This is a genomic window from Streptomyces sp. NRRL S-378, from assembly GCF_000720645.1.
Lineage (GTDB): Bacteria > Actinomycetota > Actinomycetes > Streptomycetales > Streptomycetaceae > Streptomyces.
Map to the genome: position 1 here is coordinate 1 of NZ_JOBX01000005.1, position 14,775 is coordinate 14,775.

General features: G+C 69.2%; 8 protein-coding genes and 1 pseudogene. 1 reads left to right on the plus strand and 8 read right to left on the minus strand.

Annotated elements, in window-relative coordinates:
- Positions 1-194, plus strand: a pseudogene (locus IH80_RS45685) (hypothetical protein); the annotation flags it as partial.
- Here IH80_RS45685 and IH80_RS0104785 read toward each other — a convergent pair.
- From IH80_RS0104785 to IH80_RS40590, 8 genes are all read right to left on the minus strand, one after another.
- Positions 166-2,217 carry a UvrD-helicase domain-containing protein gene (locus tag IH80_RS0104785; protein ID WP_030957941.1) on the minus strand — a complete coding sequence of 684 codons (2,052 nt, stop codon included), beginning with the start codon at positions 2,215-2,217 and terminating at the stop codon, positions 166-168. The pseudogene IH80_RS45685 and the gene IH80_RS0104785 overlap by 29 nt on opposite strands.
- A gap of 208 nt (positions 2,218-2,425) precedes the next feature.
- Positions 2,426-4,243, minus strand: coding sequence for a glyoxal oxidase (locus tag IH80_RS0104790; protein ID WP_030957942.1), 1,818 nt, complete (start codon positions 4,241-4,243; stop codon positions 2,426-2,428).
- Positions 4,244-4,612: 369 nt separating this feature from the next.
- On the minus strand, positions 4,613-5,824 hold the full coding sequence (locus IH80_RS0104795; RefSeq protein ID WP_030957943.1) for a helix-turn-helix domain-containing protein: 1,212 nt from the start codon (positions 5,822-5,824) through the stop codon (positions 4,613-4,615).
- An 812-nt stretch (positions 5,825-6,636) separates the two neighbouring features.
- Positions 6,637-7,347: a thioesterase II family protein gene (locus tag IH80_RS0104800; RefSeq protein WP_051808800.1), complete on the minus strand. Its 711-nt coding sequence runs from the start codon at positions 7,345-7,347 to the stop codon at positions 6,637-6,639.
- 193 nt (positions 7,348-7,540) lie between these two features.
- Positions 7,541-8,521 (minus strand): GNAT family N-acetyltransferase, encoded by a 981-nt coding sequence (locus tag IH80_RS40585; protein ID WP_051808802.1) that lies wholly within the window; start codon positions 8,519-8,521, stop codon positions 7,541-7,543.
- A gap of 305 nt (positions 8,522-8,826) precedes the next feature.
- Positions 8,827-10,047 (minus strand): hypothetical protein, encoded by a 1,221-nt coding sequence (locus IH80_RS0104815; protein ID WP_030957950.1) that lies wholly within the window; start codon positions 10,045-10,047, stop codon positions 8,827-8,829.
- 615 nt (positions 10,048-10,662) lie between these two features.
- Positions 10,663-11,661, minus strand: a complete 999-nt coding sequence (gene gntD, locus IH80_RS0104820) for a guanitoxin biosynthesis L-enduracididine beta-hydroxylase GntD (RefSeq protein ID WP_051808803.1) — start codon at positions 11,659-11,661, stop codon at positions 10,663-10,665.
- 17 nt (positions 11,662-11,678) lie between these two features.
- A complete protein-coding gene (locus tag IH80_RS40590) occupies positions 11,679-14,279 on the minus strand; it encodes an amino acid adenylation domain-containing protein (RefSeq protein ID WP_158943288.1) in 2,601 nt (866 codons plus the stop codon).
- Positions 14,280-14,775 lie beyond the last annotated feature (496 nt).

Genomic DNA, 14,775 nt, shown 5'->3' on the forward strand with positions numbered 1-14,775 from the left:
GGGGCCGGGGCGCGGACCGGGGCCGCGGGGACGGGGGCCGGGGCGCGGACCGGGGCCGCGGGGACGGGGTCGAGCAGCGGCCCCGCCCCGCCGCGGTGACGCCGGGCGGGACGAAACGATCACACGAAGATCACCGCGCCGCGCCGGGCGCGCCGGTGCTCGGCCTCACCGCCGGGGAGCCGGCGGGCCGGTGACGCTGCCCAGCCACAGCAGGTCGCGGGCCCGGGTCATGGCCACGAAGAGCCGGCTGCGCATGAGTTCCGCACGCTCCCGCGCCGTGTCGGTCTCCGGCGCCGTGTCCGTGAGCGCGGTGTCGTACCGGGGCAGGAAGACGTTCTTGAACTCCAGCCCCTTCGCCCGGGGATAGGTGCCCAGCTTGACGGCGTCGACGGGGTGGCCGTCGTACTGCTCCAGCGGGCGCACCGGGATCTCGGCCCGTGCGAGCAGGCGCTGGTAGTGGCCGAGGGCCCGTTTGGAGGGGCACAGCAGGGCGGTGTCGGCGAGCGCGCCGTCGGGCAGGGCCCGCAGGGCCCCGACCAGCTCCCGGTCGTGGGCGTCCGCCGTGGGCTCGGCGACGCGTACGACGTCCCCGTCGTGGTAGGTGAGGTCGACGTCGCGGCGCCCCGGCGTGGGCACCCCGTCGAGGTCCTCGAACACGTCGTCGGCCACGACGGCGAGGGCCGCGTCCAGGATCTGCCTGCTGTTGCGGTAGTTGGTGCGCAGCACCTGCCCGCGGTCGCCGCGGATGTCGATGCCCGCGTCGGTGAGCCGGAAGCCTCCCGGGTACACGGTCTGCTGACCGTCACCGACGAGCAGCAGACCGTTGGGGGCGTCGCCGACGAGCGCGTGCAGGAGGCGCACCCCGACCAGCGTCAGGTCCTGGACCTCGTCCACGACGACGGCGGCGTACGGGGGCGGTCCGCCCTCCTTCGACGCCTGCGCGAGAGCCAGGGACAGCACGTCGTTGAAATCGTGCACGCCGCGCTCATGACGCCGCGCCTCGTACTCCTCGTACAGCTCCCACACGGCCCGCCGTTGCGTCCGGTGCAGGCTCGCCCTCCGCCGCCGCCTCGGGACGACCGCGTAGTCCTCGAACCGCGTCAGGCCGCGTCCCTTGATGACGTGGTCGATCTCCTCGTGCCAGTACCCCGGCCCCGGGTCGATCCGGGCCAGCAGGCTCTCCCGCCCGACGTGCGTCCAGGCACGGCTGAAGGCGGTCTCGGCCTTGTCCCCGTTCAACCGCACCGGTACGCCCCGCTCCTGCAGGAACTCCTGGGCCCAGGAGTGCAGGCTGCGGAAGTCCACCCGGTCGGCGACGGCGGGGGCCATGGTCCGCAGGAAGGTGCTCTGCACGCGGGGCAGGTTGTTGGCGAAGGTGACGTACAGGATGCGGCCCGTGGTCCGCCTGGCCAGGTGGGCCGCGCGGTGCAGCGCGACGACCGTCTTGCCGGTGCCCGCCGGTCCGCTGATGCGGGCCGGGCCGGACCAGTTGCGGCGTACGAGCGCCACCTGGTCCGGATGCAGAAAGGTCATCCACTGCTCGATCGGCGCCCGCCGCGCCCCTTCCAGGGCCGCGTCCCGCAGCCCGTCCAGATCGAACAGCCCGTCGGGATCCCGCTGCTCCGGCGGCCGGGTCCGCTCCTCCAGCGCGAGCGCTTCGCGGCCCGGCAGCACCCGCTCGAGGTGGTCGGCGATCGCCCGTACGGACTCCGCCCGCAGCCGGCGCGGCTGCGCCAGCAGCACCCGCCCGAGCTCCTGTTCGCCGAGCACCCGTATCCGCCCGTGCCCGTGGTCGTGCCCGTGGTCGGCGCTCTGACCGGCCTGCACCATGACGGGCTGCACCGCCACCGGCGACATCCCGAGCGACGCGACGGCGCTCTCGGTGACCCTGGTCGCGGCGAGCAGCCCGGCCGCGGCCCCGTCCCGCACCACGTCACCGGTGCCGACCCCTGCCCCGGCCCGGGCACCGCCACCGCCACCGCCACCGCCACCGCCACCGACGACGAAGACCCCGCCGGGCCCGACCAGCACCACGTCCCCGCGGCCGACGAGCAACCGCCACCCGCGGGCGGTCAGCACCAGTAACTGCGCGAGAACACGCCGATCCCCCTCCCCGGCCGCCCCTCGCCGCTCCCGCACCTGCCGACGGGCGGCCTCCCACTGCTCGCGCAGCAACCGCTCCTGCCGCCGCGCCTCCTGCGACAACCCAGCCCCCATGCCAAGCCCCCTCACACAAGGAGTGACGATCATAGGACGCACAGCCCCCGAACCGGCAGACCGCCCACCCAGCCGCCGGGGGCCTCAGCACACGCCTCCTGGTGAGGCGTCGGCGGCTTCCCGCCGCGCGACGGCCCGGCTCCGGAGTCCCGGGGATCCGGAATCCAGAGCCGGGCCGCCGCTTCCGCTTCGCTGCTGTTCGGTTCGTTCAGCGCAGGGACACGAACTTGGCCGTGCTCGGCACTCCCTTCTCGTCCAGCAGGAAGAGCATGTAGTGGCCGGGCGGGGCGTCGTTGGCGGAAGGCGGGGCCTGGAGCGAGAGCGTGTTGCCCTGGCGGTGGACGATCCGCAGTTCCAGATGACGCTGGCTGGTGTTGACGGCGTGGGTGGCGGTGGTCGGCGCCAGCAGGACGGCCTTCTTGACCTCCCCGGGAGTCGAGGTCGACACCCTGAACCGCGAGTCGTAGCCGATGGGGCCGTCGGGCACGTGGTCGAGCCTGGGCCTGGCGCCCTGGTGGAGGTAGGCGGGCTCGAAGATCTCGATACTGCCGTTCATCTCGTCGTCGATCTTCGGGTCGTTGGCGAGCTGCTGGAGTTCGTCACCGGTGACCAGGACGCGGCCGTCGGGCAGGACGACCGAGTTGGCGTGGTAGCCGCGCGGCAGCCGCTGCACGGGCCCGAGCCGCCACTCCCCGAGCGCGTTGCGCGTCTCGATCTGGCGGTACTTGAGATCGGACTTGGGGTTGTAGTCGCCGTTTCCGTAATCCCGGATCCCGTAGGCGCCGTTGACCGTCAACAGGCTCGCGTCCGGGAGGAGGAGGGTGTTGTCCTGGGTCCGGCCGAAGGCGCGCGGGTGCTCCTTCTCCCAGCCCCCGCCCGAGAGCTTGTAGGTGTTCGGGTCGTCGCGGTCACCGCCGAGGATCAGTACGGAGTCCGGGCCCCGGAAGCCGGCGGGCAGCGGTACCGCCGAGCCGTAGCCGCGGTGGACGCCGTCCGGGCGTGCGGGCAGGTCCGTGCGGGTCTCCGCGACCGGGTCGAAGGCCCACTGGCGCGCGGCGTGGCGGCCCAGGCCGTACACCTTGCCGTCGCGCAGTGTGAACAGGTGCGGGTAGTCGCTGTCCTCGCCGAACGGCGCGTCCACGCGAAGGGTGTCGGTGGGAAAGTCCCGCGGGGTCAGGGTCTTCTCGAACGGCACCGGGTGACTCTTGGCAGGGAACCGCTCGACGACCGAGGTGGAGGTGCCCCAGCCCTGTTCGGTGTGGCCGGACATGATGAGCAGGCGCCCGTCGGGGGCGGTGGCGACGGACGGGTACCAACGGCCCACCGCCATGTCCTTGTTGACCGCCCACGACTCGGTCCACGGGTCGAAGACGAGGGACAGCCTCGCTCCGGCGCCTCCGCCGTAGCCCAGGTTCCCGCCGAAGACGCCGAGCATGCCGTTGGGCAGGAAGGCGTGTCCGGCGCAGAAGAACGGGGCCGGGCGCTTCACGCCCGTGCCGTCCGGCACCACCAGCTCGGGCGGGGTGACCTTGGTGAACGCGTCCGGTCCCGTCCCCTTCCCCGGATCCCACAGGAAGGCACGGCCGGCGTTCTCCGGCCCGAGCGTATTGGTCGGCGCGGGCTCCTCCGTCGGGTCGGTCTCCACCCGCTCGAAGGAGAACAGCAGCACCTTGCCGGTGGGCAGCATGGCGATGTGGGCGGCGAAGTCGGGCGACGGGAAGTACTCCGCGAACTGCCCGTACGCCTTGGGGTGGAACTTCGAGTTCGCCAGCTCCTGGGACCTGGTCAGATCGTTGAGGCTCTCGATCCGCGCGAGCTGGGAGTACCCGCCCAGCGCCTGGGCCGCCGCGCGGATCTTGGCATGTTCCTGAGCATGCCCGGCTCCCAGAGTCGCGGCTTCGGCCGCTTCATCGGGATGGCCGGCCCCGTCATGGGCGGCGGCCGGAACGGCGGCGGCGAAGAGGGCGGTGGCCGCGAGCGCGGAAAGCGACGCCGCGATCCTCCGGGGGCGGTGCCTGCGTGACATGTGAATCCTCACCTGTGAGCACGTGCGGACAGGCGGGCCGCCTGCCGTGGGCGGTGGTCACCCACAGCGACAGATGTATGACGGTATGCACGCACCCCGCTCGGCGGAGCCGAGCCCTCGACACAGGGCCGTCAGTGTCACGGACCAGCACCGACCCGGCCGAACACCACCACCGAGCCACAGCACGGTCCCCCGCACGGCCGTCACTCTTCGTAGACGAACACGCCGAGCAACGAACCCTCCCGCCGACGCCCGAAGCGCCGACGCTCCGCGAATCCGGCCGGATCGGCTGCGTGACGCACAGCAGGTTCCTCCCGGCTGGCCCCGCTGCCCCCGGTTGGTCAGCAGACGGCGGGACCGGCCGAGGTCTCAGGAAGACCGCTCCAGGGCCTCGGCCAGCACCCGCCAGACCTTGGCGGCCAAGTCCACGTTGGACTCCCGCTGGGCTTCCGCACCCAGCTCCTTGAGCCGGGTCAGCCCCTCCTCGCGTCGGCCCTCCTCGATCAGCAGCAGGCTCTCCAGCAGGCGCAGCCGGACCTGGTCGCGGTAGCTGAGCACGAGGTGGTCGAAGTCGAGCTGCTCCAGGATGCCCCGGGCATCCGCGAAGAGGCCTTCCTCGAAGGCGAGTTGCGCCTGCAGCGTCAGCAGTTCCTGCTGCTGCACCGGCGTGCCGATGAGCGACAGCGCCTTGTCGGCCTCGGCGAGGCACGCCCGGGCCGGCTCCGTGAGAGTCGGGCGTGCATGCAGGTACAGGGAGGCGGCCGCGAGTCGCAGCCGCGCCCAGAGCACCGGGTCGACGCGGCTGTCCAGCGACTCCATCGCCTGTTGCAGGAAGGCGCGGGCACCGTCGTCGTCACCCTGACGGGACCGTACCGTTGCTGCCGTCCACAGCGCTTCGGCGCGCAGCGCGTCCGGGTGGTCCGCCACCAGAGCGACCAGTTCGTCGGCGTGGGCGCGGGCATCGAGCAGCCGGCCGGCCTCCGCCTCGACCGAGACCAGCGTCAGCAGGGCCTTGCCCGTGTCGGACAGGCCGACGCCGGACTCCCTGGCCATCTGATACGCGGCGACCGCATGTTCGAGCGCCTTGGTGATGTCGCCGCTCGCCCGCAGGCAGCGAGCGAGTTCGGTCCGGGAGCGGCATTGCAGCGCGGCCAGTGCCAGGCCGTCCGCGATCCGGACGGCCTCCTCCAGACTGGCCTGCTCCTCGGCGTGCTCGCCGCGGCAGCGGCGGAACCGGGCCACCAGCCACAGCGCCTGCCACCGCAGCAGGGGATCGTCGTCCTGTGCCGAGGCGAGCGCGGTCACGACCGCCTCGACGGCGTCGTCGCTGTCCGTGGACGCCGCGACGCTCACCGCCGCGTTGAGGGAGCCGCTGGTGTCGGGGGTGAAGAAGGCCGACCGATCGACGCCCAGACGGTCGGCGAGGTAGGTGATGACGCGCTCGGTAGGCTGTCGGGCGCCCGATTCGAGGCGGGACAGATAGCCCGTGGAGATTTCCTTGCCGGCCAGCGCCGCCTGGGAGAGCCCCCGCTTCTGCCTCAGCGCTCTGAGGTTGGCACCGAAGGACGCTTCTTCTGTCATGTCGTCCGCACAATCATACTCAAGGGTGCAAGCGTGCTCAGCGGCCGCTCGGACCTGCTGTCAGCTTGTTGCCTGCATCCTAAAGCAGTGTGACCAGCAATGGAACGCTCCGGCAGGCAACCTTGACAATGGTTGCCAAAGCATACTTGTGCGGCGTGGATAATTCTCGGCAAGAAGAGATGGCAATGCACTTGTCAACTTCGAACCGCGAGCCTTGACGGCGTTCCGAACGACCCCCAATACCTCCGTTTCGATCTTCCTTGCTCGACGCATCACTGCCGTCACCCGGAGGGCGGTCCGGCCGGGTCCGGGATCGGGACGTACAGGTCATCGAGCCCAGGTCATCGCCGAGCGAGACGAACCCTCACCGAAAAGGGCCGCCTGCGACAGATGTCGCCCGGTTCTCATTCGCCCGAGCCGGCACCCGGAGTCGGACTGCCGCGGGATTCCACTCATCAGATCGATTCACCTACCGACATGGCGCCTGGGGCAGATCACCCGGAAACCCACGTTTGCCATTGCCAACTTTGGCGAGCCCTTGGGAATTTCTGGCATATAGTCGCACTAAGGGGTCTTTCATCTACTACGTCATCCTCGATCTTTCATGACGGTCCGCTGCGTCTTTCCGGTGGGGCGATTCGGGTGTTGAGGTTGATGGAGGGCATACTGACCGCCCCGCCGTCGCAAGCCGGATCCGATTCCGGGCGGCGTCGCGCAGGGGCAGGTGGCGCGGGCAGCACGGATCCGGCCCTCGGCCCGTGCCCGCCGGCGGTGCCACAACTCCAGTGTCTCGACGGGCCGGGGCTTGCCGCTCAGCCCCGGCCCTCCTGCACGCCCAGGGCGGCGCGGAGCGTGGCGAGCACCTCCTCCTGCCTCGTCACCAGATAGAAGTGGTCTCCGGGGAACCTCTCCACCCGGAACCCGGCCTGCGTGACCCCCGACCATCCGTCCATCTGCGCGCCGGTTGCGTAGGGGTCGGCAACTGCGTTGAGCGCCAGAACGGGTGTCACGGCGAGTGGTTCCACCAAGGGCGCGTAAGCCTCGAGCAGGGTGAAATCTGCACGGATATAGGGCAGTACCAGATCGCGCAGCTCCAGATCCTCCAGTACCGGCGCCTCGGTGCCTCCCATCTTCATCACTTCTGCGGCGAGGGTCGCGTCGTCCAGCCCTGCGAGGGGTGGTCCGCTGTCGGCGACCTGCGGCGACCGGCACGCCGAGGCGAACAGATGAACGGGTGCCTGACCGATAGCCTCGAGATGGCGAGCTGCCTCATAGGCGACGAGAGCGCCCAGGCTGTGACCGAACAGGGCCGTCGGACGCTCGTCCAGCATGGCGATCGCCTCGCCGATTTCGCGGCCGAGCTGTTCCAGATCCTCGGGAAACGGGTCTGCGAAACGATCGGCACGACCCGGATACTGGACACCGACCACCTCGACGTCGGGTCCCATGTTCCAGGAGCGGAAGGCCGCCGCAGAGCCGCCCGCGTGCGCGAAACAGACGAGCCGCACCTGGGCACCGGGCATGGGCCGGGGGCAGCGGAACCAGATCTCGGACGAGGTCCGCGGAGCGCGACGAACTCTCAACTCCCCACCCCCTCTGTCCTCTCCGAGTCAACCCCCCGGCTTCTGGCGAGCACCGCGGTGCCGGCGAGGAACGCATCGCTCTCCTCCGCAGGGGCGATACCGATGCGCACCCTCTCACCGCCTCGTGAGGCCTTCACAGCCCGAGGCTCCACTGGACGGTGCACCAGTCCGGGTGGTAGGCCGCGGGCATGAGCCCTTCGAGCCGCCATCCGCCCCCTTGCATGAGGGCAGTGGTCACGGGCGACGCCGGAAGATGCGTATAGAGCTTCCGGCCCAGGGTTCCGAAAAGCCGGGGGATCTCGTCGAGCATGAAGCCGAACGCTTCGGGAGACTTCGCGCACAGCGGCATGAGTTTCACCGGGTCGCCCTTTTTGGGGCCGGCGGCGACGGTTCCCTGGATCGCCCCGGACGAGTCGACCGCCACATAAATGATCTTGTATTTCTGATTGAGGTCCCCGCCGGACCGGCGGCCATGGCCGTCGAACAGCGCTCGGACCCAGTCGTCGTCGACGCCCTGGAAGGCGCTGGGCATCGAATCCAGGATGAGATCGCGCACCACGGCCGCGTCCCCGTCCTCGAACAGGCGCATGCGCAGGTCACGCGGTGACTCGTCGGCAGCCGCGCCGAGCCCGCGGTAGAGAATCAGTTCGGTCATTCCGGGCTTGTACTGGCTCGGCGACTCACCGGCGAGCCTGAACCCATGGCGCGTGAAGAACGTGATGGCCGGTGCGTTCTCCGCGGCGACCGTGCAGTAGAGCTGCCGAGCACCCTGCTCCCAGGCGAAAGCCAGGGCGGTGCGGAGGAGTACGCTCCCGAAACCTTCGCGCCGGCGGTGGCTCGGAACCAGGATCAGCGGGCTGATCTTGACGGTCCCCTGCCGCTTGACCGCCAGGTGCAGGACACCCAGTCGCTGCGCTTGCGGCGAGCCGTCCGACCAGAGGACGAAGGTTCGCTGCGCCACCGAGAAATGGCCGTAGCTGTCGGTTCCCGCGGCGAGATGGGCGTCGAGGACCCTGTCCGCGTGCGCCTCGTGATCTCCGTCGTAGAACGGGTCGAGACTGGACGCGAAGATGTCCCTCAAGAATTCCCGGTCGTCTTCGGTCGCGAGCGCCACGACGGGACCCGATGACTGTCGCGAGGCTTCATCGCTGAATTTGTTGTTTATAAGGATTGTCATCACATATCAGCCTTGTCTGGTCGGGTAATGAAAGGCGCTTTCGAGTGATCTCCGGGACGCGTGGGCAGCGCGTCAGGCGGGTCGTCCGCCAGGCCGGGCATGGGATGACGGCGGCCCGCCGAACCAGGCCGGGCCGGCGCCGGGGAACCGGCCACCACGGCCGGCGTGAGAACCCCCCCGATCCCGGAAGCACCTCGTGCTGAACCGCCGTCAGCGGCCTCGCAGCCGCCCCGCCGAGGCCTTCACGCCGCGTCTTCCGTCACCAGTTCGAAGGCATCCAGGACCTCGGTCATCCGGTCCTCCACGATCTGACGGGACGGGCCGACGATCTGCACGTAACCGGCCGAGGCATGGGAGGCCCGCTGATCCGGCAGGTCGTCGCCGCTCGCGACGTTCATCCGGCCGTGAACCACCCCGGGCATGGAGAGCAGCGTCTCCAGGGGCGTGACCTTGACGACGCGACCGGGCTTGTAGGGGAGCAGCAGGTCTCCGGCGCAGCGCAGCGCCGAGTACTCCAGCGACGGCACGCGGCCCAGGTATGTGTCGAGCGTCGCAGCCATCATGTCGAAGTTCCGGGCGAGGCCATGGTTGGAGGGCAGTTCGCAGCCGGCGAGCCTGGCTCCCACCTCGCTCATGTGGACGCCGCCGTCGTCCGATCGGAAGAACTCCATGTGCAGGTAGCCGTGGTCGATGCGCATGCCGTCGACGATGCGCTGAACCAGCTCCTTCTCGTCGATGCCCAGTTCATCGTCGACGCCGAGGCTGATGGAGCCGTTGATGCCGCCGTGGACGGTCTCCAGCAGCGCGCAGGGCGTCCAGGAGACGAATGTGTCGAGCACCCGTCCATGAGCGACGAGAGCGCACAACTGGTACTCGCGTCCGGTGAGGAACTCCTCCACCATCCACCGCCGTGAGGGAGGCAGGGGAAGGAGCCGCGCGAGATCGCGCTCGTCGTCGAGCTTGTAGGTGTCGATGGACGACCAGCCGTCGACCGGCTTGAGGATGAGGGGCCATCCGTGCGCGGCAGCGAAGCCGAGGACGTCGTCGCCGTCCGCGACCTCGGCGAACTCTGCGCAGGGGATGCCGATTTCCCGGAACCGCCGCTTCATTGCGGTCTTGTCCCGGACCCAGGCGACCTGCTCGGCGTCGAGGTGCGGCAGGCCGACGAGGCCGGCGAACCTCTGGGAGATCTCCTGCAGGGGCTCCTGCGGGTTGCAGAAGTGGGCCGGTCGTGCCGGAAGCCCCGCCACCCACGTCAGGTAGCGCTCGGCCTCCCGCCGGATGTCGGCATCGGCGGCGATGACGAACGTGGGGATGTCCGCCGTGCGCCGGAGGTGGCCGGCGGGCAGTGAGGAGAGGTGCTCTTCGAACCTCAGGAGCACGAGGTCGAGATCCTCCCGGCTCAGGACGTGATCGGGGAAGGTGCCGGGCCGGCCATCGACGAGCAGCAGACAGGGACGCATGACTTCTCTCCGGAGAGGATGCAGCGGACGGAGCGGACGAGATCGCTGAAGCGGATCTGTTTTCGGACGAGTACGCGGGCGCGCGACCGGGATGCTGAACGTTCGGCCAGCAGGTCCCTGGTCCGGGCGGGTCCGTTGCGGGAGACCGCACATGAGTCGCCCCTCGGCGGGGTTCCAGAGGAAGCCGTCGGAGTAGGGCGACCTGCGGTCTCTGGGGGCAGGGTGGTCGGGGAGCACATATCGATCGAGCGGGAATGCCGGAATGGATCGTTCTTCCAGGAACCGAAGGCATCTGTCGCGGAGTTCGGCGGTGGGCACGACGATGCGCCCGCCCGGCTTCGAGTCGCCCCGCCCCCGCGGTGCGAGCCCCCTGCCCGGCAGATCGCTCAGGGCGTCCTGCCACGCCGGGTACGTCCCCGGCTGTCGCAGCGAACCGTGGTCGTGGTGGCCGCGCATGGTCTTCCCGTCCGCGTTCTCACGGACACGGCACCGTCCGGGGGACTGCGCCCATGGCCTGGGCGCAGTCCTCGATGTCGGAGCGGACACGGGGAATGCCGGGAGGTGGACCCGGTCTGCCACCGTCGGCCCCGTCGCGGCCGGCCGTGCCGGAGGAGCTCAGCCGATCACGCGGGAAGAAGCCGAGCGACGCAGACCGCGCGAAGCGCGGAGGTTCCTCGTCACTGTGAGCTTCTTGAGCCAGCGGTCTCGTCCGTCGTACCTCGCACGGAAGGGACGCCGGCCGTGCACCGCGGTGAAGTTGTCGACGTAGACGATGTCGCCCGACTCGAGAACGACGTCGTACTCGGCGATCCTCAGCTTCTCGCAGATCTCCTTGAGCGCCTCCTCGGCCTCCGGATCGGTCCCGAAGGTCGTCATGTAGAAGGGGTCGAGCCGCAGGTACGGCTCATCGGGGTGACCGAAGAGGACGGCAACGGGTTCCGGACTGTCCCGCAGCTTCTGGATCTCCGACAGTCCGAAATGGGTTCCGTCGTCGAGGGCCTGGCCCAGATGCTCGGTGTCGGGATAGATCACGTACCGGGGCTCGGAGAGGATCTTCTTGGCGTCCTCGCTGAGCTCGATGTCCCGAATCGAGGCGACCGTCGTGGGAACCCGGTCGTGGTTACGGATGCCGAGCAGGCCGACGAAATCACACCGATAGGGATGGAACGCGTCCTCGGTGTGCCACCCGAGCAGGACGTCACTGCTGTGGCCGCTCTGCTCCTGCTCGACGCCCGGCAGGGGCAGGACGTTCTGGATCAGACTGCCGTTCTGGAGGGTCGACCAACCGAAGACCTCGCCGAGGCACATACCAGTGAGCGCGAGGAAGACTTCCTCCCTCCGCAACGCGTCGGGATCGGACCAGCTCACCGGGGTGGGCTCGATCGCGTCCGGGTCCAGGCGGAAGCCTCGGATCGTGAACGCGCTTCCGGTCTCCGCGTTGCGGAAACGGCTCAGAGCCTCGCGCAGACCCGCGGGGACGCCGGCCAGGTACCGCCACGCAAGGTCGTACAGGTCACCGGATCGCGGGTCGTGCCCCGCCTGCACGATGTCGTCGATGACAGCGTCGAGCGCCTCGACATCTTCTTCGCTCAGCACATAGGTCACGAGCGTCATGCGTGTATCAGCCTCTCTCATTTGACGGCTTTGACGGCGACCATCGAGTCGGCCCACCAGTAGGTGCAGTCACTCGGCGGTGCGAGATCGCGCACCACCTCCACCGAGAAGGAGGAGAAATGCCTGAGCAGGCTGCGCTGGTGGGAGCGTCCGACGGTGTCGATCTCGTTGGTGTAGTAGGAGAAGACGCCACCGGGCCGGAGATGGGCGGCGGCCGCCTCGAAGAAGTTCTCCGCGTAGTTGGTGCTGTGCACGACCGTGTCGCGGTACTCGCGCTCGTTGGTCGGATAGGTGTCGAAGAAGATCGCGTCGAACTGTCCGATCTGGTCGATCACCTCGTCCCAGAACCCGCGAACCAGCCGGATGTCGCGGTCCGGATAGCCTTCGCGCCACCGTTCGAACGCATCGATGACGTCTGCGTTCGGCTCGATGATCGTGTGGGAGGCTGCTCCGAACTCCTGGATGAAGGTGGCCGAGATTCCCATGCCGAAGCCCACCTCCAGCACGTGCCCCCGGCTCTCGGTGACATGGGCCGCCATCGCCCGCATGAGCGGGCGCTCCCAGTCCTGCATGACCTCCTGGCCCTCGATGACCAGCTGCGAGGACGTGTACCGGGCTCCGCTCCGATCCCAGGACCCATGGATGACGGGTCGGTCGACGCCGCGTGTCTGCGACGCGACGAGCCGGTCCAGATGTTCCAGGTCCGACTGGATTTCGCTGAGGGAACGTTCCAGCATCCAGGTGCGGCGGTGACCGATCGGCGTCCCGAGAAATCCTGGATCGCTGACCGAGACCGTCACGTCGAACGCTTCGGAACGCGCCTTGAAGATTTCCTTGGCGGCGGGACGGGCAGAGTCGCGCCGTACCAGTTCCTCCACGAGCTCCGTGAGATCCGACAGACGGCTGTGCTCCATGAGTTGACGCAGCGGAACCCTGACTCCGAACACCGCGCCGATTCGCGCACTGAGACGTGAGATCTTCAGCGAATCGCCACCGAGATCGAAGAAGTCATCGCTCCCAGTGGCCGGGGCGGTGCCCAGCAGCGACTCCCAGATTTCCGACAGCTCGGCTTCGGTGCGAGAGAGGGGCCGCGCCCCCTGCGGGTCGGCGACGATGCGCCCGGCAGCGGGCAGTGCCGCCCGGTCGACCTTGCCCCCGGGCGTGAACGGCAGCGCGTCGAGCACTGCCCACTTCGCCGGCACCATGTGGTCGGGGAGCCGCTTGCGGAGGTCCTCGGCGAGCTCCCGCACATCCACCTCTCCCACGACGTAGGCCGTGATCGCGACCTCGTCGCGGTCCTCTTCGGCCTGGGCGTGAGCCGCTCGGACGCCCGGATGAGTACGCAGAGCGTGCTCGACCTCGCCGAGCTCGACCCGGAAACCACGGATCTTGACCTGGCCGTCCCGCCTGCCGTGAAACTCGAGAACGCCGTCCGACCGCCTGCGGACCATGTCGCCGGTCCGATACATGCGTGTACCGGTCTCACCCGCGAACGGGTCGGGCAGGAAACGGGCGGCGGTCTCCTCCGCGCGGTTCAGGTAGCCGTCGGCGACTCGCGGCCCGGAAATGAACAGCTCCCCGACAGCACCGTCCCCGACGGGGTGCAGCTGTTCGTCCAGCACATGGACACGGGTTTCGGGGAGCGGCGACCCGATCGGGACCGAAACGGACGGGTTCTTCCCCTCGGCCATCGCCGGAGTGACCGGGTACACCGTGGCGGTGATCGTGCTCTCGGTGGGCCCGTAGCAGCAGATGACATCCGCCGGAACGTCCTTGGCGAACCACTCTTGGAGGTCCCCGTAGCGGATGACCTCATTGCCGATGTTCAGCAGCCGCAGGGTGCGCAGCCGCGGATCGCGTCGTTCGACATGGGCGAGCGTCTCGCGGAGGTAGGCCGGAGAGATGTCGACCACCGTGACGCCCAGGTCCGCGATCTTGCCGGGGATCTCCTGCGGCATCCAGAAATCGGCGTCGGGCAGGACGAGCGTGGCCCCGCTGAGGACAGCGAGTCCGATCTGCTCGAGTGCCACGTCGAAGACCGGGCCTGCCAGCATCAGGATCCGGTCGCCGGAGCTGCAGCCGTAGACGTCCCGGACCCTCGTCAGGTGGTGGAGGAACGCCTCGTGGCTCACCATCACGCCTTTGGGCGTACCGGTCGATCCCGACGTGTGGATGATGTAGGCGAGATCACGTGCATCGGGCGCCGCCGCCGTGAACGCCGGCAGACGTTCAACGCTCAAGCCTCGACCGATACGGGCGTGGACCTGCGCGGCTTCAACGATCGACTGCCTGCGCTCGGCCGGCTGGTCCGGATCGACCGGGACGTGGGTCCCGCCTGCCCGGAAGACTGCCAGGAGCGCCACGAAGTGGTCGATCGAGCGCGGGATCTCCACCGCGACCCGCGCGCGACGTTCGACGCCCAGGTCGCGCAGACGGATCGCGAGCTGCGTCGCCCGTTCGTCGAGCTCGGCGTAGGTCAGCTCGGCATCGCCGTGCCGGACGGCCGGCGCGTCGGGTGTGAGCAAAGCGTGGTTCGCCAGGTGGTCGGCGAGGGTCCTGGGGACCGGCTGCCCCGGGCCGTCCAGGGGTGGTGCGTCACGTCGATCGGCGTCTGCCATCGTCCGGTGCTCCACGTGTGCATGAAGGGCTGACAATCGAGACCCTCCTCCATATCTCCTGTGGTCCAGCGGCAGCGGTCGAGCCCTGCCACAGTTCCGCTTCAGCCGAAAGAAGCCCCCGGCCCGCATGGCTGGGAGATCCTCGGGACTGAAATGATGTTGCTGTAGTTGCCAAAACATGTCAACTCTTGACAACACATATTGCCTAAGATGTGCCTACACAGAGCCTCGGCGACTCCCCCGACGCGGCGGCGGCCGGGGCGGTGTCACGGTGTCGGGCGTGGCCGATGCCGAAGGTGCCTCAGGGAGGAACTGCCGTCGGGCCGGCCTCCGTCAGGCCGGCGGGCCTGAGGCGCCGCACGGGCCCGCTCCCTGCCCGCCAGGCGAGTCTTCGCTCAACTCTTGGCAAAAAAAGGCAAATTCAACGGATCTGCTCGAGGTCGTCAGCCGTGTGGCCGAGTGGAACGAGCACCCCGGGACGCGCACCGCGCTGCGC

What these genes read in the sequence shown, in the direction of transcription:
- IH80_RS40590 (WP_158943288.1), bottom strand. Translation starts at nt 14,279, where the DNA reads ATGGCAGACGCCGATCGACGTGACGCACCACCCCTGGACGGCCCGGGG.
- IH80_RS0104795 (WP_030957943.1), bottom strand. Translation starts at nt 5,824, where the DNA reads ATGACAGAAGAAGCGTCCTTCGGTGCCAACCTCAGAGCGCTGAGGCAG.
- gntD (WP_051808803.1), bottom strand. Translation starts at nt 11,661, where the DNA reads ATGACGCTCGTGACCTATGTGCTGAGCGAAGAAGATGTCGAGGCGCTC.
- IH80_RS0104815 (WP_030957950.1), bottom strand. Translation starts at nt 10,047, where the DNA reads ATGCGTCCCTGTCTGCTGCTCGTCGATGGCCGGCCCGGCACCTTCCCC.
- IH80_RS0104790 (WP_030957942.1), bottom strand. Translation starts at nt 4,243, where the DNA reads ATGTCACGCAGGCACCGCCCCCGGAGGATCGCGGCGTCGCTTTCCGCG.
- IH80_RS0104800 (WP_051808800.1), bottom strand. Translation starts at nt 7,347, where the DNA reads ATGCCCGGTGCCCAGGTGCGGCTCGTCTGTTTCGCGCACGCGGGCGGC.
- IH80_RS0104785 (WP_030957941.1), bottom strand. Translation starts at nt 2,217, where the DNA reads ATGGGGGCTGGGTTGTCGCAGGAGGCGCGGCGGCAGGAGCGGTTGCTG.